This window comes from Tautonia plasticadhaerens (genome assembly GCF_007752535.1).
GTDB classification, from domain to species: domain Bacteria; phylum Planctomycetota; class Planctomycetia; order Isosphaerales; family Isosphaeraceae; genus Tautonia; species Tautonia plasticadhaerens.
This window is the reverse complement of the sequence record NZ_CP036426.1, coordinates 6,202,103-6,220,920: the sequence shown is the minus strand read 5'-3', so window position 1 is coordinate 6,220,920 and position 18,818 is coordinate 6,202,103. Positions and strand designations below refer to the sequence as shown.

The window sequence follows — 18,818 nt, the reverse complement described above, 5'->3', positions numbered from 1 at the left end:
CGCTTACTTGCCCGGCAAATTCCAGATGGGATGGGCGTCATCAGGCCCCTCAATCAGGCCGTCGACGGCCCTCCTCAACAGGACCAGCGAGGGGCCGTCCTTCGGAAAGTCGGTCAGCAGATTGCCTAGGGTCTGGGCCGCCAGGTTGAATTGCTCGTCATCGAAAGCGGAGAGTGCCGCTTCGTAACGAATCCGCAGTTCGTTCCAATCCCCCTGATACCGCTCGGGATCGAGCGTGGCGAATCTCGATGAATCGACGATCTCATACAGGTTGACCGGGTCATCGATATTGACAACACGGACCGAACATAGGCGGCGTGACGGGATCGAAGGGTCGAGGAGTCGATGAGTCATTTCCGTGACCATGAGATAGGACTTGAGATATTTCGTCGCCCCCTCGACCCGACTCGCTAGATTGACCGTGTTGCCGAGCGGGCCATACTTGATCCGCTCGTGGGAACCCGTGTTCCCGATCGAGGCCATGCCGGTGTTGATGCCGATGCCCAGGCCCATACGCTCGGGAAGTTGCATCCACGACTTGTTGATTTCGGGCACGATTTCCAGCATGTCGATTGCGGCGAGGCACGCTCGGGTGGCATGCTCCGGATCCGCTTTCGGGGCACCCCACATCGCCATGAGGGCATCACCGATGTAGTCGACGATCACCCCCTGGTGCCGAATCACGCAGCGAGAGAGTTGCTGCATGACGTCATTGATCCAGTCGAAGGTCGTCTTGTGGCCGAGGAATCGGCTGATCTTGCTGAAGTTGCGAATGTCGGCGAAGAGGACGGTGATTTCGGCCTCCCGGCCCCGAGTCAGGTCAGGATTCTCTCGGACCTCACGGGCGAGGTCTGGGCCCAGGATCAGCTCGATCTGGTTGACGACGATGTCGTATTTCTTCTCCTGTTCGAGCCGAGCGAGCCCCGTGGCGATGCCGCCGGCGAGCAGTTCGACGAGCAGGGCCTCCAACTTCGAGAATTTCGCTTCGCCCTGTGCCCCTTGCCGACGGTCTCCGTAGAGAGCACCGATGACCTTTCCTTCTCGGTCGAGGATTGGGGCGGCGACGGCGGCCTTGACCGGAAGGAGGCTGCGATTGGAATCCGTCAAGTCTTGCTCGGGTGCGGTCCAACTGGTCCGCTTCAGGTCTCGGACCCGGTTGAGGAACTTGTTGCTGGGGCGTCGATCGGCCTCGTCGCCCGCGTGACCGCCGTAATGGCAGGCCCGTTCGACCCAGCCCTGGGTGTCAGGTTCCCAGGTCAAGACCCATCCCGTGTCGAGGCCGATGTTCTCGACCAGCGCTTTGGCTGCCTCGGAGAAGAAGTCGGACGCGATGGCGGCGTCCTGGAGCACGGCGATCGTCGATTGGAGCCAATGGACGAGGGTTTCCGGGTCGACCATCTCCCCCTGGAGATGCGGGTCGGGCTCGCGAAGGCGTCGAATCTGTTCGGTCGGGGCCCCCTGGAAACGCCCCGGGGGTCGGGTGACCTCGGAGAGTGATTGCAGGGGAACGTCATCGTGCCCCGGGTCGGGCTGTACCCTGACCGTCTTCGGACCGAGGTGGAAGATGCAGGGCAGGTCGAGTTCCTGGGATGGAGGAGGGTCATGATCCCGGCGATCCCAGCGAGGTAGCACGGCCTCGACGGGTAGCTGGATCGGGATCATCAGCTTGCTGCTAAGATTGGAGATCCGGACGCGGTCTCCCGGGAGCGGCTCCACCAGCGCATGTTCCCGGGAGACGTTATTCTCGTCGTAACGTGCGATCACTAGCCGCCACCGATCCGAACCCAGGCGTCGGGGGCGATATACGTCTTCGGACTCGCCGACCCTCAGGTCGTTCTGCCGCCCGAGGAGCACCGGGCCGGGGAATTCACCCTCATAAACGATTTGCTGTCGATCGAAGACCTTGTACTGGACCGGATTGGTGATCGTCATCGCGGATCCGCCCCCCGGCCTCGACTTCCGGAGCCCGGGGGCATCTCACTCCCGGCTGCGCTGGGCTCCGTTTCTACAGGGATTGTCCGTCGAGTCCATCTGCGAACCGGATCGCCGAGAACCCGACCCGGAGGGTGAATCCCCGTCGATTCGAGAGCATGCGCGCGATCGGTGCTGACGGTTCATCGGGCCCTTCCTCATTTTAGGATAGGGGATCGGACCGTCGGAGGCGATTGGAAGGTGGGACAAACTGGAGGGGTTCGCCCCGGACCCCGAGCGAGGTGCGGCCCACCGCGACCACGCGGACACAGTCGAGGTGGGACCGGTCGCGCGATCCGGGTCCAACCGAGGGAGTTTATTCGTAGGCTCGGATGCCTCCAGAGCCGTTGGCGTGACACGTCGACCCCTCCATGCCGATCTCATAGAGTCGCTGACCGGCGGGTGTCGGATAGGAGCCCGTCACGCACGCGAGGCAGAGTTGGTTGGAGGAAAGCCCGACGGAACGGGCGATCGCGTCGACAGGGAGGTAGCGAAGGCTGTCGGCCCCGAGCTCCCGGGCGAGCCGGTTCTGGGCTTCCTCGGAAAGGCCGCCGTCTGGGAGGTCGGCGTAGCGGGGGGCGATGAGTTCCTCCCGGGTCGACATGTCGATCCCGTAGAAGCATGGGGCGATGATTGGGGGGCAGGCGACTCGGAGGTGGATCTCTCGGGCTCCTCCTCGCCTCCGGATCTCGTGGACCAAAGCGCGCATGGTCGTGGACCGGACGATACTGTCTTCGACCAGGAGGACCCGCTTCCCGGAGAGGACCTCGGGAAGGGGGGTGTACTTCAACCGGATTTTCGCCTCTCGGTCGGCGGTCCCTTCGATGAACGTACGCCCGAGGTACCGGTTCCGCATCAGTCCCTCGACCGAGGGGAGGTTCAGCTCGTAGGCCATCGCGTCCGCGGCCGCCTTGGCCGTGTCAGGGACCGGGACGACGATGGTCTCGGCGTCCCGGGGCACGTCCTCAAGCCGAGCCAACTCCTTCCCGAGGCGGGCCCGGCTGAGGTAGACCGAGCAGTCGTCGAGGGTGCTGGCGACGTTGGCGAAATAGATCCATTCGAAGAAGCAGTGGGCACGCTTCGGCGCCTCCGCGAACCGAGACACCCGGACCGAATGGCCGTCGACCACGGCGAGATGACCCGGCGCCAGCGACTCGATTCGCGTGAAGCCCAGGTTCGAGAGCGGGACACTCTCGCTCGCCGCCGCGAACAGCGAACCCTCCCGGGCCACGCAGAGCGGCCGAATTCCGAGCGGATCCCTGGCCACGACGAGTTGACCGGTTGCCGAGATCAAGACGACGTTGTAAGCGCCATCGAACCGTTGTGCCAGGCGAGAGAAGACCCCTTGCCAGTCGATCTCCGGCCCCTCGTCCTGCAACTCGTAGCTAATCGAGTGCATGAGGATCTCGGTGTCGGTGTCCCGCTTCAGGTGATAGTCTCCCTGGGCGAGGAGTTCCTGCTTTAACTCCTTAAAATTGGTGAGCTGGCCATTAAAGGCGAGGGCGAACCACTTCGATTTGCGGCCGTGGGCCCGCTCGAAGGGCTGGGCGAGGCTTCGCTCACTCCCGCCGCACGTGGCATAACGGACATGGCCGATGGCGGCCGATCCGTCCATGCCCCTCATGATCGCCTCGAACTTCGGCCGGTGGTTCAGGCGGAACGCCTCGGCCACCGTCCCGAGTTGCTTGTAGGTCTCCAACAGGGCATCCCGGTGCGGGTTATAACTGGTCATCCCGGCGGCGAGCTGGCCGCGATTCTGCATGTCGAGCAACATGCGGGGGATCAGCCTGGCGGTGTGTTCCGCCACCAGGGGTGCCTGGGACACCGATGGGCCGTCCTCGGTCGAGAGCGCGGCGACGGCGGCCACGCCGCATTCATGATACAATTCGGCCATGATAGGGCGACCTGCCGGCTCGGGTGGAGGGAAGGGCCCGGTTCGGCCGGACGAGGGTGCCGGCGAGCGGGACGGTCGGCAAGCATGCGATGGCCGATCGCCCCGATGTCAGCAACTGGATGACCTGGGCCCGGGAGGCGTTGGCATTATAATCAGGGGCCTGCCGCGACTCAAATCCCGGAGTCATCGAGCGCCGGGTCGGGGGGCGGACGCATGGATTGGTCGGGAAGTCGGGGCCGGAGAGCACGCCGATGGAACGGGATCTGGTCCGAGAAGACATCGCTCATGCCTCGCCGATCTGGGTCATCAAGATCGGCACAAGCGTCCTGGCCGCACCGGATGGGACACTCGACGAGGGGCGGGTCGCCAGACTGACCGACCAGATCGCGGCCGTGCTGGACGCGGGGAAGCGGGTCGCGCTGGTCAGCTCGGGGGCGGTCGGCGCGGGGATCGGACGGTTGGGACTCTCCCGGAGGCCGACGGACCTCAGGACGCTCCAGGCCGCCGCCGCCGCGGGTCAGGCATACCTCATTCGGGCGTACGACGATGCATTCAGGGCGCACGGGAGGAATACCGCTCAATTGCTCCTGACCCGCTCCGACTTCGATGATCGGTCCCGATACCTCAACGTGCGGAACACCCTTCTGACCCTGTTCGAATACCGGACGGTTCCGATCATCAACGAGAATGACACCGTGAGTGTCGAGGAGATTCGGTTCGGCGACAACGACTATCTCGCCGCCCAGGTGACCAACCTCCTCTGCGCCCCCCTCTTGCTGATCCTGAGCGTGGTCGACGGGGTGCTGTCGTCCGGATCCCCGTCGGGCGAGGATCCTCCGGAACCGATCCGGGTCATCAGAGACATCGACGAGGCGATCAGCCGCCACGTCAGCTCGAGTCGGAGCGCCCTGGGCTCGGGAGGGATGAAGAGCAAGCTCGAAGCTGCTCGTTTGGTGACCCGGGCTGGAGGTTCGGTGATCATCGGCTCGGGACGGCGAGAGGACACGATCAGGCAGGTCCTGGAAGGGCGTCCGGTCGGGACCCTCATCCCTCCGCTCGGTGCCACGCAACAGGCCCGAAGACGGTGGATCGGCTCCACAGCGAGGCCCCGGGGCTGGCTGGTCGTCGATGACGGTGCGCGCATCGCCCTGGAGACGGGGCGTGGGAGCCTGCTGGCGATCGGCATGGTTGAGGTCTACGGGAAATTCTCCAAGGGGGACGTGGTCGGAATTCGCGATCGGGGGGGGGAGGAATTCGCCAGGGGCCTCTCCAATTATTCGGGCGACGACGCGAGGAAGATTCGAGGGCTCAGGACCGATCAAATCGCGAGTTCTCTGGGAATCGCACCCTACGATGAGGTGATTCATCGCGACAATCTGGTCGTCGTCAGCGGATAAGCCCGCACCGACTCGTAGGCCCTGACGTGTCGAGCCCCTACCCTCGGTGGTAGAATCTCGTTGTGATTCGTGACGCCTCGCTTCGAGAAATGCTGGCGTGGATCAATCCATGCTAGAATTGGTCCCCATTCGGAGGCCGTATTTATGAAATCGCTCCTTGCGGGATCGCCGAGCCGCCACCTCGCCCCCGCCTTCGTTGTTCTGGCAACCTTCGCGGCGTCCGGGTCCGCTGTAGCCCAGTTCAACGGTGATCCCTTCGACCCCTTTCGCGCGGCCTATCGATCCTCGAGCCTCCCGACGTCGAACCAATTTACCCCCGGGCAACCCCGCGTCGTCACGCCCCCCGGGTTGGGCACCGTCCCCGGGATTGGCAGGCCTTCGGACATCAACTATTCGATCCCACCCGCAGGGAACATTCCCGGGACCGGTCGCCTTGATCGGCTCGAGGAGGAACTCTTCGGCCCACTGGGCGACGTCTATCGTCGCTACGACGAGGACTTCAACCGAGTCTATCGGCCGAACGAGTCCGTGGACCGAGAGTCCCGCTTCGACCAGTTTCAGGACATCCGACGTCAGCTCTATCTGGAGGCTACTCAGGAGCGGGATCCCCAGCGTCGGGCCGAGTTGATGCGACGATACCAGGACGTCAGTCGCCGGATCAGCCTCAACCTCTCCCCATCGGCCTCCCGAAATATCCTCAACACCCAGGCCAGTCGCGAGGATCAGAGCGGCCCCCGTCGCGGCGTGGGCGACCAGTCGGACGGACTCCCTCCTTCGGTCCGTTCCTACGACGACCTGCTCCAATGGTCCCGACACGTCAATCGCGAGGCGTTGAGTGTCGGGGTCGTCCGCCCGGGGGTGAACTGAGGGGCCTGGTCTCTTGACGGGCGAGTCTCCGAAATTACAATCAGACCTGTCGAGCCGAGGGCCTCGATCTGGTCGCCGCCCATCGGCTCAATCAGTACCTGGATCGGTCCCTCTCAGCAAGACTCTCTCTTGCGCGGTGACCGGTCTTTTTTTGGGTGGCCTTGTGAAACTGTTCACAAAGTAACCCGGCGATCACCGGTCCTTTGGTGATGTCAGGCACAACGGGGGCGGGCGCGTGGGGATCGAATTCACGCCGATCTTCTTCATGATCCTGGTCGGCATCTCGGTGGCGATCGGGATGCTCTCGATGAGCTATGTCCTGAGTCCCGGACGGGCCAAGACCCGGGGCAATCGGGTCAAGCAGATGCCCTACGAATCGGGGATGGACCCGATCGGTGATGCCCGTCAACGCTTCGACGTCCGGTATTACCTGGTGGCGATCGAGTTCCTCATCTTCGACGTGGAATTGTTGCTGCTCTACCCCTGGGCCGTGGCCCAGTGGCACCGGGACGAGGTATCCCCCGCCCTCGACGCGACCGTGGGCGTCCCCCTGGAATTGAGGTCGATGGCCTTCCTCGGTGCCTTGGCGTTCATCGGCATCCTCGTCGCTGGCTTCGCGTACACTTGGCGTAAGGGAGTCTACGAATGGCGGTGAATCCCCACGGCGGCGGACTCGCCCAAGCCGGTCACGCGTCCATTTTGACCAATCGGGCCGCCTCGGCCGGGCTCCCAACGACCAAGGGCGGGGTCGAGGTTCCCGAAAACGTGATCCTGACCACCGTCGATTCGGTGGTCAGTTGGTGCCGAAAATACAGCCTCTGGCCGATGCCCTTCGCCACGGCTTGCTGCGGGATCGAGCTGATGGCCGTCGGAGCCAGCCGATTCGACATCTCACGCTTCGGGGCCGAGGTCATGCGCTTCAGCCCCCGGCAGTGCGACCTGTTGATTGTCGCCGGCCGGGTCGCCATGAAAATGATGCCGGTGCTCCAGCGCATCTGGCTCCAGATGCCCGAGCCGAAGTGGTCGATCAGCATGGGGGCCTGTGCCTGCACCGGTGGTGTCTTCGACACTTATGCCGTCGTCCAGGGCGTCGACCGCTTCCTCCCCGTCGACGTCTACATCCCCGGCTGCCCCCCCCGTCCCGAGCAAATCCTCCGCTCCCTGATGGACATGCAGGCGAAGATCCAGGCCGGGGGGTCGGTGTTCGGCACCGGCCTGCCCGAGCTGGCCGAGCGTGAGAAGATGCTGGCGGAGAAGACGACATTGCCGGCCGGCCTGGCGACCGCCCGAGAGCGAGGCGACGAGGGACGATTCGGCTACAAGTCCCCAGGCGGCGACGCCCTTCTCGGCGCCGATGAGACCCGATGAGCCCGCCCCGAGTCGCACCCGCCTCGCCCGACCCGTCCCCCGGAGCCGCCCGATGACGGAAAACGACGCCGAGACCCTTCCCCCGGTCGTCGGCCAGCTCAAGGACCGGTTCGGTTCGGCCATCTCGACCGTCTCGACCTTCCGGGACAACGTCCGGGTGCTGGTGGATCGCTCGAGGCTGGCCGATCTCCTGGCCATGCTCAAGGCTGAGTCCGGGTTCGGCCTCCTCGCCGAGCTGGGGGGGGTCGATTACCTCGGTTACCCCGGCAGGGATCGGGAGTTCCGGTTCGAAGTCCACTATGTCCTGCTCAATCAGGAAACCCATGAGCGGGTCATCATCAAGGTCGGCGTCGATGCCGACGATCCGGTGCTCCCCTCGGCCGTCCCCATCTGGCGCGGGGCGGATTGGATGGAGCGCGAGATCTTCGATATGTACGGGATCCGGTTTCAGGGACACCCCGATCTCCGCAGGATCTTGATGCCCGACGAGTTCACCGCCTTCCCGCTCCGGAAGGATTACCCGCTGCGGGGACGGGGCGAGCGGCACAATTTCCCGAGGATCACCCGGGAACAGTCCTGATCTCGATCGGTCGGCGCCACCCCGGTCGGACCCGCCCGGCCAGTCGCCGAGAGATCGGCCCGACCCCTTCCCCGTGAGGCCCTCCATGCCGGTCAATCTGCTCGAAGACGACGTCCAGTCGCAGTCCGGGGCGGATGAGAAGGAATATCACTGGACGCTCAACTTCGGTCCGCAGCACCCGGCCACGCACACGACCCTCAGGTTGGTCCTGGATCTGGACGGCGAGCGGATCGTCAAGGCCACTCCCCACATCGGCTACCTGCACTCGGGGTTCGAGAAGCTCGGCGAGCACCTGACGTTCAACCAGTACGTCACCATCGTCGACCGCAAGAATTACATCAGCCCCCCGATGAACGAGGTGGCCTGGCACAACGCGGTCGAGAAGCTCCTCGACATCGAACTGACTCCCCGCTGCAAGTACATCCGGGTGATCATCGGCGAACTGGCCCGGATCAGTGACCATCTCCTTTGCACCGGGGCGGCGGCCCTCGACCTGGGTGCTTTCACCGCGTTTTTGTACGCCTTCAACACTCGGGAGCTGATCTACGACGTCTACGAGCAGATGTCCGGTTATCGGTTCCACCCCGGCTATACCCGGGTCGGCGGGGTGCTCTACGACTTCGACGAGAAGGTGTTCCAGCGAATCGACCGCGTCGTGCAGCACATGCCCAAGGTCCTCAAGGACATGGAGAAGCTGCTCTTCCGCAACAAAATCTTCCTCGATCGGATGCGGGGCGTCGGCGTGCTGACCAAGGAGATGGCGACGGATTTCTCCTGCACCGGGCCGATCGCCCGTGCCAGCGGCGTGACGTACGACCTCCGCAAGGACCAGCCGTATCTGGCCTACCCCGACCTCGAGTTCCAGGTCCCCTACGCCACCGAGGGCGACTGCTACGCCCGGTTCCAGGTCCGCATGGAGGAGATGGTCCAGAGCGTCGAGATCATCCGCCAGGCCGTCAAGAACATCCCGGGTGGCCCGGCGAATGTCGCGATCGCCGAGAAGTATCCCCTGCCCGACAAGGCCACCGCCTACAACAGCATGGAGGGCCTGATCCAGCACTTCGAGCTGATCATGCCCAACCGGGGACCTGACTCTCCCGTCGACGAGGTCTACGCCGCGATCGAAAGCCCCAACGGCGAACTGGGGTATTACCTCGTCTCCGACGGCTCCCAGGTCTCGTGGCGCACGAGGACGAGGCCGCCCTCGTTTATCCACTTCTCGGTGTTCCCACACATCATCAAGGATCACCTCATTGCCGATATCGTCGCCGTGCTCGGCAGCCTGAACATCATCGCCGCCGAACTGGACCGCTGAGTCTCCCAACCTCACCCCGCCCGGAAGGATCGCCATCCCGATGCCCGCCGCCGAGAGCCCGAGTCCGGCCCCGCTGCTCAACGAGACGATCCGGGAGAAGATCCGCGCCTACATCCCCCGGTATCCCGACAAGCGGGCCGTCACCCTGCCGGCGTTGCATATCGTGCATGACCACCTCCGATGCGTCCCCTACCGGGCCATGGAGGAGATCGCCGAGCTGCTCGACCTGGAGCCGTCGGACGTCCACGACACGATGAGCTTTTACGGCTTCTTCCCCCAGGCACCGATCGGGGAGAAGCGGCTCTGGATCTGCCGGTCGATCTCTTGCATGCTCCGGGGCGGCGACGAGCTGCTCGGCGTCGCCTGCAAGGAGGCCGGGGTCGAGGGGCCGGGGGTGACGAGCGGTGACGGAGAGCTGACGATCGAGTTCGCCGAATGCCTGGGGATCTGCGACCATGCCCCGGCGGCCCTCTGTGACGACGGACGGATCTACGGCCCGCTCGATGAAGCGAAGGTGGCCGAGATGATCAAGGACGTCCGAGAGCGGGCGATCCCCGAGGGCCAGCCGGCCCTCTGAACATCACCGGCGCCCGAACGACCGTCCCCCCGAACGACCGACCGCCCGAGCACGAGCGAGACCTGGAGCGAGACGCCGTGGCAGCCTTCGAACCGGTCCTGACGCGAAATTTTGACGTCGAGAACAGCCAGTCGCTGAAGGTCTACGAGTCTCGCGGCGGTTACCAATCCGCCCGCAAGGCCCTGGCCACCATGACGCCGGACGAGGTGGTCCAGCTCGTCAAGGAATCCGAGCTACGGGGCCGGGGTGGGGCCGGGTTCCCGACCGGTCTGAAGTGGACGTTCCTCCCGAAAGAGCGGAAGGAAACGTTCATGTGCGTCAATGGCGACGAGAGCGAGCCCGCGACGTTCAATAATCGATACCTCCTGGAACGCGATCCCCACCAGATGATCGAGGGGATCCTCATCTCCTGCTTCGCGACCCGGGCATCGACGGCCTACCTGTACAATCGGTTCGAGTACATCACCGCCACCCGGATCATGGAGAAGGCGATCGCCGAGGCCCGGGAGGCCGGAATCCTCGGCAAGAATATCTTCGGATCCGGTTTCGACCTCGAGATTTACGTCCATCGAGGCGCCGGGGCGTACATCTGCGGCGAGGAGACGGGGCTGATCGAGAGCCTCGAGGGCAAGCGCGGCTGGCCCCGGATCAAGCCGCCGTTCCCGGCCGTCGAGGGGGCCTTCCGCAAGCCGACCGTAGTCAATAACATCGAGACGCTCTGCTGCGTCCCCCACATCGTCGAGCGGGGCGTCGACTGGTTCAAGTCGATGGGCTTGCCCAAGAGCTACGGCCCGAAGCTCTACACGATTTCCGGTCACGTGAACGATCAGGTCTGCGTCGAACTCCCGCTCGGCGTGACGACCCGCCAGCTCATCGAGGACCACGGCCGAGGCGTCTGGAAGGGACGCAAGGCCAAGGCCGCCGTGCCGGGCGGCATCAGCATGGGCCTGCTCTCGGCCGACGAACTCGACGTCCCCCTGGATTTCGAGGAAATCCGCAAGACCGGCTGCCTCGGGCTGGGGACCGCCGCCGTCACCGTAATCGACGACCAGACGCCGATCATGGATGTCCTCCACAATACCTGCCGCTTCTTCGCCCACGAGAGTTGTGGCCAGTGCACCCCCTGTCGCGAGGGCACAACCTGGTTCTACAAGACCATGACGCGGATCAAGGCCGGCGGGGGGCGGCTCCAGGACCTCGACGTGATGGAGCAGCTCGCCAGGAACATGGGGATCACCCCCGGCACGACGATCTGCGGCCTCGCCGACGGCGCCGCCTGGCCGATCAAGAACGCGATGGCCAAGTTCCGCCCCGAGTTGGAGGAGTACATCCGGACCCATCAGAAGGCCGATCAAAGGCCGACCGCCTTGCAGGAGGCGATCTACCGGGGGATCAGCCCGTCTCGCTTCGACACCAGCCTACCCGAGCCCACCGAGTCGCTACCCGGCCTGACCGCCCCCGGCCACAACCCCCGGACCACCCCCGGGGCCTGAGCATTCCCGGAACTCAGACCCGGATCGACTCACACACTGCACCAATTCGCCCAGGGATATCGATGGCCACCATCCTCATCAACGGCACCGAGTATACGCTCCCCGAGGGCGAGCGGCTCAACGCCATTCAGGCCGCGCAGCGGTTCGGGGTCGAGATCCCGTACTACTGCTGGCACCCCGCCCTGTCCGTGGTGGCCAACTGCCGGATGTGCGAGATCCAGGTCGGCAGCAAGGACCCGAAGACCGGGGAGATCAAGATGATCCCCAAGATGGTCCCGGGCTGCCAGACCCCGGCCAAGGACGGCACGGTCATCGTTACCGAAAGCCCGGAGGTGAAGGCGCACCAGTCGATGATCATGGAGTATCTCCTGATCAATCATCCCCTCGACTGCCCCGTCTGCGACCAGGCCGGCCAATGCGGCCTGCAGGACTACAGCTTCAAGCACGGCCAGTCCGTCCACCGCTTCGTCGAGGAGCGGACGGTCAATCCCCGCAAGGACGTCTCCGAACAGATCCAGCTCAACATGGACCGGTGCATCATGTGCACCCGGTGCGTCCGATTTGCTCGCGAGATCACGGGTACCAACGAACTCCAGGTCGAGCGTCGCGGCAATCACGCGGAGATCAACATCTTCCCCGATCGTCCGCTCGATAATCCCATGGCCGGCAACGTCGTCGACCTCTGCCCGGTCGGCGCCCTGCTCGACAAGGACTTCCTGCACAAGCAACGCTACTGGTTCAACGATCAGCATCATTCGGTATGCACCCGCTGCTCGACGGGATGTAACGTCACCGTCGAGGAGAATCGGGGCCAGATCTGGCGATACCGGGCTCGATACAACCCAAAGGTCAACGACTACTGGATCTGCGACGAGGGCCGGTACAGCTATAAGTCGGCCAACGACCCGATCCTCTTGCACGCCATGTACCTCCGAGAGGGCGACCGGCCTGCCATGACGCCGGTCGACCGGGCGCTCGACGCCGCCCGGACCCGACTCAAGGAGGTTGCTCGTCAGGGCGGCCGGATCGCGGCGGTCGTCTCGCCGTCCCTGACCGTCGAGGAGGCTTACCTGCTCGCCTCCTTCATCAAGGGCCTGAGCGGCTCCGCCGTGCTGGCGATGGGGCCGGTCCCGGTGGTCGGAGAGGATGTGACGTTCTCCCCCGACCCGAGGAAAGGCCGCACCGGCGACACCTCGTTCGTGGTGCCCCGTCCGTTCACGATCCACGCCGAGAAGGTGCCGAACCGGCTCGGGGTCGAGCGGATCCTGGTCCATTTCCAGGGCGAGGTCATCCCGTTCGATCGGTTCAGGCTGCAGGCGGCCTCCCAGCCGTTCGACGCCCTCTACGTCACCGGAGGTGGCCACGACCCGGTCTTCGAGGGGCCGGAGATGACGAAGCTCCGGGATGCGGCGAAGTTCCTCGTCGTCCAGGACGTCTGGCCGACCGACCTCGCCGGTACCGCCGACGTGATCCTCTCCTCGTCGACTTTCGCGGAGAAGGCCGGCTGCTACGTGAACGCCGACGGGCGGCTCCAGTACGCCTCCGCCTCCCTGCCGCCCCGGGATGGCAGCCTGCCGGACCTCGACATTCTCGCGATCCTCTCGGAACGCGCCGGCGGCGGGCCGATCTCTTCCCGGGACGTCCTCAGGGAACTGTCCGGCCAGGTCCCCGGCTTCTCGGCCGCCTCAGAGCTGAACGGGACGTTCCCCGAGTTCGGGCTCCCGCTCGACGGCCAGGAGCAGCCGTCGCCCGGGATGTCCCGCTACGTAGACCCCTGGCATGCCCCGCGCGGCAAGGTCACGCTGGCACGCTGACGACGGGCGAGCACGCTTGGAATCGCAATCATCGCGGACGCATCGAACCGGTCCAGGGCCGGAGGGACGAGCGGGCACATGGCGACCTGGCAGATCGCAGTCATCCTGGTCAAGATCTTCCTGATAGTCGGGATCTTCCAGGGTGCCGTTGCATATATGATCATGCTTGAGCGGAAAATTGCGGCTTGGTCCCAGGACCGGGTCGGCCCCAATCGGGCCGGGCCCTTCGGCCTGATCCAGCCCCTCGCCGACGGCGCGAAGATGCTCCTCAAGGAGGACGTCATCCCGGGCTACGTGAACAAGCCGCTCTACGTCCTCGCCCCGGCGATCGCCATCATCGCCGCGACGATCGGCTTCGCCGTCGTCCCCTTCGGTCCGGCGGGGATCGACGCCCCGACGATCAACGGCCATCCGATCCACTTCCAGATCGCGCCGAACGTGGATGTCGGCATCCTCTATGTCTTCGCGATCGGCAGCCTCGCCGTCTACGCGGTGATCCTCGGGGGCTATGCGTCGAATAACAAATATTCATTCCTCGGCGGATTACGGAACAGCGCGCAGATCATCAGCTACGAGATCCCCCTGGGACTCTCGGTGATCGGCATGGTGATGCTCTCCCGGTCGCTCGAATTGGGGGACATCATCGCCTGGCAGGACACGAATGGGATCGGCATCATCCCGGCCTGGGGCATCCTCGTCCAGCCCCTGGCATTCGTCATCTTCCTGGTGAGCGCCTTCGCCGAGACGAACCGACTGCCCTTCGACCTCGCCGAGGCCGAGCAGGAGCTCGTCGGCGGGTTCCACACCGAATACTCGGCGATGAAGTTCGGCATGTTCTTCCTCGGCGAGTACTTGCACGTGATCACGGTCAGCTTCCTGACCGCCATCCTGTTCCTGGGTGGCTGGGACGTGCCATTTGTGGGCCTCGGGGTCGAGGACACCGGCTGGATCGCCGCCCTGATCAAGGTCGGGGTGATCTTCTTCAAGGTGGCCCTCATGGTCGTCTTCATCATGTGGATCCGCTGGACCCTACCCCGATTCCGCTACGATCAGCTGATGAACTTGGCCTGGAAGGCGATGATCCCGCTGGCCCTGCTCAACCTGATCGTGACCATGGTCCTGATCCAGCTCTTCCGGGGGGTCGGCTGAGCGGCCCGACCGACCCTAGCCTCATCCCCCACTCCCGGAGGACCGGCCGACATGAAGCCCGACGACCCGAACCTCAAGCGCCTCGAGCCACCCAAGCTGACGGTGCTCGAGCAGACTTACCTGCCCCAGATCCTCGGCGGCCTGGCCGTCACCGGCCGGCACATCCTTGGCGCGGCGTTCGGCGGCACGGCCGTGACGGTGCAATACCCGGAGGAGCAGCACGTCCCGACGGCCAACTACCGGGGCGTCCACCGCCTGAATAAGGACGAGCAGGGCCGCGTCAAGTGCGTCGCCTGCATGCTCTGCGCGACCGCCTGCCCGGCCCATTGCATCGACATCGTCGGGGCCACCGCCCCCGAGGGGTGGGACGACCGCGAGAAGTATCCCGAGAGCTTCGTGATCGACGAGCTGCGTTGCATCTTCTGCGGCATGTGCGAGGAGGCGTGCCCGGTCGACGCGATCGAGCTGACCGGCCTCTACGACCTCACCGGTTTGAGTCGGGAAGAGCTGATCTACGACAAATCGAAGCTCCTCTCGGTCTTCGACATGACCAAGGACGCCGAGCCGATGAAGACGGGCAACCCTTCCCCGTCGCTCCCCCAGCCGACGACGCCGCTCGACCCGGAGGGCCCAGGCCCCCGTTCGACCGCGACCGCCGCACAACTCCCGTCCAGGAGCTGACCACGTGAGCCTGCTCGACACGAGGGATCTGGGCCTCATCGCGGCGATCGTCACGCTCGGCTGGGTCGGAGTCTGGTTGCTCCTTCCGCACCGCCACGGCGGCGTGAAGTCGGCCCGGGTCTACGGGGTCGGCGCTCTGCTCGGCGGCATCGCCCTGCTCATGATCCTCCCGTTCCTCACCCCGCCCGGGGATTTGCTCGTGGGGGGCTTCTTCTACGCGTTCAGCACCCTGGCGCTGGTCGGGGCCGTCCTGATGATTACCTCCAGAAATCCGGTGAACTCGGCGTTGTGGTTCGCGGTGGTCGTCCTTTCCAGCTCGGGCCTTTTCCTCCTGGCAGGGGCCCAGTTCCTCGCCGCCGGGACGGTGATCGTCTATGCCGGGGCGATCATCGTCACCTTCCTGTTCGTGATCATGCTCGCCCAGTCGCACGGCCAAGCCGTCTACGACCGGGCCGCCCGTCGTCCCCTGGCGGCATCATTGACCGGCATGCTCCTGCTCGGGGCGCTCCTAGCCTCGATCGTCGCGACCGGGACGAACCCAAGGGATGAGGGCGAGTCGCCGTTGCTGAGCAGCCGCACATCGATCGCGACGATCGCCCGCCCTGTGGCCGACCCCGTCGATCTGGTCGTCTCCCAGGCCGTCCCAGAAACCTCCCGACTGCCCGGGCTTCGGGAACCGGGGGAGACCCCTGCTCACGTCGCCGGGCTGGGGGCCTCGCTCTTCACCGATCACCTGCTCACCGTCCAGGTGATCGGCCTGCTCCTCTTCGTCGCCCTGATCGGCGCCGTGGCGATCGCGACCCCAAAATCCCCAATCCGACCCGACCGATCGACCGCGACCGCCTCACCCGGCCCGGCCTCCTGACCCCGGCCACCGAGGAACGCCATCACGGGGAATCTCCCACCTGAGGCCCTTCGATCCATGATCGACCCGACCTTCCCATTCGAATACCTGAGTAACTATCTGATCATCGGCGCGGCGTTGCTGGCCCTCGGCATGCTCGGGTTCCTCTCCCGAAGGAACCTGATCGTCATGTTCCTCTCGGCCGAGATGATGCTGCAGGGGGTGGCCTTGACCCTCGTCGGCTTCAGCCGATTCCACGGCAATTGGACCGGTCAGATCTTCACGATCGTCATGCTGACCGTGGCGGCTAGCGAGGCGGCCCTGGCCTTGGCCTTGATCCTGGTCCTGTTCAATCGGATCGGATCGCTCGACGTGACGCTCTGGCAGGGGCTCCGGGAAACCGGACTCCCCGAAACGGTTGATGCCGGTGAGGCCGAGCCGTACGAGCCCATCCCCGGACCCGAGAGCTACCCGCACCTCACCCCCTCCGGCGTGGAACCGCCGCACCCACGCCAGCCCTGGGAGCAACGCCGTGGCTGAGTCGCTGATCCGCAACGTCTGGCTGATCCCGCTCCTCCCCCTGCTGGGCGGGCTCATCGCCTTCGTCGGCGGCCGGCGCCTCAACGGGTGGAACCACATCCCGGTGATCGCCGGCATCGGCCTGTCGTTCCTCCTGTCGACCGTGATCCTGCTGGGGATGGAAGGCGCGACCGAGACCGAGGTCTATTCCTGGATCGGCATCGAGGGCCAGTCGGACTCTCCCTCACCCTCGGCGTCGCCCGACGACCCGCGGGACTGGTCACTCGCGGTCCCGATCGAGTTCCGGGTCGACGGCCTCACGATCATGATGCTCGGGATGGTCACCTTCGTCGCCTCGCTGGTGGCCATCTTCGCCGCCGGTTACATGGTTGGCGACCCGGGATATCCGCGCTTCTTCTTCGTCTTCGGCCTCTTCGTCTTCTCGATGACCGGACTCGTCTCGTCGAGTAACTTCCTGCTCACTTATGCTTTCTGGGAAGGCGTGGGGGTCTGCAGCTACCTGCTGGTCGGCTTCTGGCACGCCAAGCCGGCCGCGGCCGACGCGGCCAAGAAGGCGTTCATGGTGAACCGGGTCGGCGACTTCGGCTTCGCCATCGCGTTGTTCATCCTCTGGACTTACGCCCCGAACCACGACCTGAGCTACTCCAACATCCTGACCCTTGAGACGCGAGACCTCCTGGCCGGGACGGAATTGTTCCTCGGCCAGTCTGCCTTGTTCTGGGTCGTGGTCCTCCTGTTCTGGGGGGCGACGGCCAAGAGCGCCCAGATCCCGCTCTACGTCTGGCTCCCCGACGCGATGGAGGGTCCGACCCCGGTCTCCGCGCTGATCCACGCGGCGACGATGGTCACCGCGGGCGTCTACCTGCTCGCCCGGACGAGCTTGCTCCTCGCGGCGGAACCCGGGATCCAGCTGGTCGTCGCCGTCATCGGATGCGCGACTGCGTTGCTGGCCGCGTTGATCGCCCTGACCCAGACCGACCTCAAGCGGGTCCTCGCTTACTCGACCATCAGCCAGATCGGCTACATGTTCATGGGGATCGGGGCCGGAGTGGGGCACGTCGCCCAGTTCGCGATCATCGCCGCGCTCTTCCACCTCTTCACCCACGCCTTCTTCAAGGCGTTACTGTTCCTCGGCTCGGGTTCGGTGATGCACGCCATGGGGGGCGTCATCGACATGAGGCGGTTCAGCGGCCTACGCCATCGCCTCCCCTTCACGCATGCGACCTTCGCGATCGGGGCACTCACCCTGGCCGGATTTCCGCTCCTGTCGGGTTTTTTCAGCAAGGACGAGATCCTCGCGGCATTGAAGGCGGCGAGCCACGATGAGCACGTGGCCAACGGCGGCGTCTACTCGGGGATCTATTGGCTCGCGACGCTCACGGCGTTGTTGACCGCCTTCTACACGGGTCGGGCCTACTTCCTCACCTTCTGGGGACCCGAGAAGCTACCGAGCCCCGACGATCCCGAGGCGATCGTGGGGGACAGCCACCCCGGTGGGGGTGCACGGGCGACCTCGGACGTCGCGGCCTACGGCGTCGACACTCCGGCCCCCGAGTCGCCCGATTTGGCCCGATACGAGGCGGCGATGGGGCACCACAGGACCGAGGTTTATGTGGAGCCATCGGGGTCCGAGGCGGCCCCGGGGCGGCCGGCCGGACTGACGTCCCCGACCGAAGGGACCCCTCACGATCCCTCTCCGCAGTCCGCTCACGGGCATGGGCACGACGACCATCACGATGGACATGATTCGCACTTTGGGCACGAATCGCCGCCGATCATGACGGTCCCGCTCATGGTCCTGGCGGGGTGCTCGATCCTGGTCGGCCTGGTCTTCGGCCCGACGCATTGGTTCGCCCACCTCGTCGAGGAGACAGCCACCTACGAACTGCTCGAGCATGGCGAGCACGCGTTCGACTGGGCCACCGCCGTTACCGGGTCCGTCGCGGGGCTCATCGGTCTCGGCCTCGCCGCCCTGATGTATGCCCGGAGGACCGAAATCCCGGCCAAGATCTCTGGCGCGATCCGTCCGCTGGCGAAGGCGTCACTGGACAAGTTCTACGTGGACGAGGCGTACGCCTTCGTCGTGGTCGCGCCCACCCGGCTACTCGCGACCGTCTGCCGCTACTTCGATGTCTATGTCATCGACGGCCTCGTCAGGCTCGTGGCGTACCTCCCCAAGTTGGTCGGGGGCGACGCCCTGCGGCCGATCCAGAACGGTCTAATCCAGTCCTATGCCGTGGTGACGGCGATGGGCGTCGCCCTGCTGCTGATCGCCCTGATGTTCGTCGGCTGAGCCGACGGTTCCCCCGGCTCCCCGATTCGATCACG

The 18,818-nt window shown here is 65.1% G+C and carries 16 protein-coding genes; 14 read left to right on the top strand and 2 right to left on the bottom strand.

Going from position 1 to position 18,818, the window contains the following annotated elements; translation table 11 throughout:
• Positions 1-3 precede the first annotated feature (3 nt).
• Together ElP_RS24890 and ElP_RS24885 are read right to left on the bottom strand one after the other, a co-directional pair.
• The gene (locus ElP_RS24890; RefSeq protein WP_197446349.1) at positions 4-1,398 is read right to left on the bottom strand and encodes an adenylate/guanylate cyclase domain-containing protein; all 1,395 of its coding nucleotides are present in this window, start codon (positions 1,396-1,398) and stop codon (positions 4-6) included.
• A gap of 889 nt (positions 1,399-2,287) precedes the next feature.
• On the bottom strand, positions 2,288-3,865 hold the full coding sequence (locus ElP_RS24885) for an amidophosphoribosyltransferase (RefSeq protein WP_145274570.1): 1,578 nt from the start codon (positions 3,863-3,865) through the stop codon (positions 2,288-2,290).
• Positions 3,866-4,116: 251 nt separating this feature from the next.
• Between ElP_RS24885 and proB the strand changes: the two genes are divergently transcribed.
• The 14 genes from proB (at position 4,117) to nuoL (ending at position 18,783) form a co-directional block, all read left to right on the top strand.
• The gene (gene proB / locus ElP_RS24880; protein ID WP_145274568.1) at positions 4,117-5,262 is read left to right on the top strand and encodes a glutamate 5-kinase; all 1,146 of its coding nucleotides are present in this window, start codon (positions 4,117-4,119) and stop codon (positions 5,260-5,262) included.
• Between the two features lie 528 nt (positions 5,263-5,790).
• Complete coding sequence (locus ElP_RS24875) at positions 5,791-6,129, top strand: hypothetical protein (RefSeq protein ID WP_145274565.1); 339 nt, start codon at positions 5,791-5,793, stop codon at positions 6,127-6,129.
• A 235-nt stretch (positions 6,130-6,364) separates the two neighbouring features.
• Positions 6,365-6,784, top strand: a complete 420-nt coding sequence (locus ElP_RS24870) for an NADH-quinone oxidoreductase subunit A (protein ID WP_231749251.1) — start codon at positions 6,365-6,367, stop codon at positions 6,782-6,784.
• Positions 6,775-7,497 carry an NADH-quinone oxidoreductase subunit B gene (locus tag ElP_RS24865; RefSeq protein WP_145274562.1) on the top strand — a complete coding sequence of 241 codons (723 nt, stop codon included), beginning with the start codon at positions 6,775-6,777 and terminating at the stop codon, positions 7,495-7,497. The genes ElP_RS24870 and ElP_RS24865 overlap by 10 nt, the downstream gene beginning before the upstream one ends.
• 52 nt (positions 7,498-7,549) lie before the next feature.
• Positions 7,550-8,077, top strand: a complete 528-nt coding sequence (locus ElP_RS24860; protein ID WP_145274559.1) for an NADH-quinone oxidoreductase subunit C — start codon at positions 7,550-7,552, stop codon at positions 8,075-8,077.
• An 85-nt stretch (positions 8,078-8,162) separates the two neighbouring features.
• Positions 8,163-9,392, top strand: coding sequence for an NADH dehydrogenase (quinone) subunit D (gene nuoD / locus ElP_RS24855; protein ID WP_145274556.1), 1,230 nt, complete (start codon positions 8,163-8,165; stop codon positions 9,390-9,392).
• A 40-nt stretch (positions 9,393-9,432) separates the two neighbouring features.
• The gene (locus ElP_RS24850) at positions 9,433-9,969 is read left to right on the top strand and encodes an NADH-quinone oxidoreductase subunit NuoE family protein (RefSeq protein WP_145274553.1); all 537 of its coding nucleotides are present in this window, start codon (positions 9,433-9,435) and stop codon (positions 9,967-9,969) included.
• A 77-nt stretch (positions 9,970-10,046) separates the two neighbouring features.
• Positions 10,047-11,462 (top strand): NADH-quinone oxidoreductase subunit NuoF, encoded by a 1,416-nt coding sequence (nuoF, locus tag ElP_RS24845; RefSeq protein ID WP_145274550.1) that lies wholly within the window; start codon positions 10,047-10,049, stop codon positions 11,460-11,462.
• Positions 11,463-11,524: 62 nt separating this feature from the next.
• Positions 11,525-13,276, top strand: a complete 1,752-nt coding sequence (locus ElP_RS24840) for a molybdopterin-dependent oxidoreductase (RefSeq protein WP_145274548.1) — start codon at positions 11,525-11,527, stop codon at positions 13,274-13,276.
• A 78-nt stretch (positions 13,277-13,354) separates the two neighbouring features.
• Entirely contained in the window at positions 13,355-14,425 is a 1,071-nt protein-coding gene (gene nuoH / locus ElP_RS24835; protein WP_145274545.1) for an NADH-quinone oxidoreductase subunit NuoH, read from the top strand.
• Positions 14,426-14,476: 51 nt separating this feature from the next.
• A complete protein-coding gene (locus ElP_RS24830) occupies positions 14,477-15,106 on the top strand; it encodes a NuoI/complex I 23 kDa subunit family protein (protein WP_145274542.1) in 630 nt (209 codons plus the stop codon).
• Positions 15,107-15,110: 4 nt separating this feature from the next.
• Positions 15,111-15,971 (top strand): NADH-quinone oxidoreductase subunit J family protein, encoded by an 861-nt coding sequence (locus tag ElP_RS24825; RefSeq protein WP_231749250.1) that lies wholly within the window; start codon positions 15,111-15,113, stop codon positions 15,969-15,971.
• Between the two features lie 57 nt (positions 15,972-16,028).
• Entirely contained in the window at positions 16,029-16,490 is a 462-nt protein-coding gene (gene nuoK, locus ElP_RS24820; protein ID WP_145274539.1) for an NADH-quinone oxidoreductase subunit NuoK, read from the top strand.
• On the top strand, positions 16,483-18,783 hold the full coding sequence (gene nuoL, locus ElP_RS24815; protein WP_197446348.1) for an NADH-quinone oxidoreductase subunit L: 2,301 nt from the start codon (positions 16,483-16,485) through the stop codon (positions 18,781-18,783). Before nuoK ends, nuoL begins: the two co-directional genes overlap by 8 nt.
• Positions 18,784-18,818 lie beyond the last annotated feature (35 nt).

Coding starts and splice junctions, on each gene's coding strand:
- proB (WP_145274568.1), top strand. CDS start 4,117: ATGGAACGGGATCTGGTCCGAGAAGACATCGCTCATGCCTCGCCGATC.
- nuoK (WP_145274539.1), top strand. CDS start 16,029: ATGATCGACCCGACCTTCCCATTCGAATACCTGAGTAACTATCTGATC.
- ElP_RS24890 (WP_197446349.1), bottom strand. CDS start 1,398: ATGGTCGACCCGGAAACCCTCGTCCATTGGCTCCAATCGACGATCGCC.
- nuoD (WP_145274556.1), top strand. CDS start 8,163: ATGCCGGTCAATCTGCTCGAAGACGACGTCCAGTCGCAGTCCGGGGCG.
- ElP_RS24830 (WP_145274542.1), top strand. CDS start 14,477: ATGAAGCCCGACGACCCGAACCTCAAGCGCCTCGAGCCACCCAAGCTG.
- nuoH (WP_145274545.1), top strand. CDS start 13,355: ATGGCGACCTGGCAGATCGCAGTCATCCTGGTCAAGATCTTCCTGATA.
- ElP_RS24865 (WP_145274562.1), top strand. CDS start 6,775: ATGGCGGTGAATCCCCACGGCGGCGGACTCGCCCAAGCCGGTCACGCG.
- ElP_RS24850 (WP_145274553.1), top strand. CDS start 9,433: ATGCCCGCCGCCGAGAGCCCGAGTCCGGCCCCGCTGCTCAACGAGACG.
- ElP_RS24860 (WP_145274559.1), top strand. CDS start 7,550: ATGACGGAAAACGACGCCGAGACCCTTCCCCCGGTCGTCGGCCAGCTC.
- ElP_RS24885 (WP_145274570.1), bottom strand. CDS start 3,865: ATGGCCGAATTGTATCATGAATGCGGCGTGGCCGCCGTCGCCGCGCTC.
- ElP_RS24840 (WP_145274548.1), top strand. CDS start 11,525: ATGGCCACCATCCTCATCAACGGCACCGAGTATACGCTCCCCGAGGGC.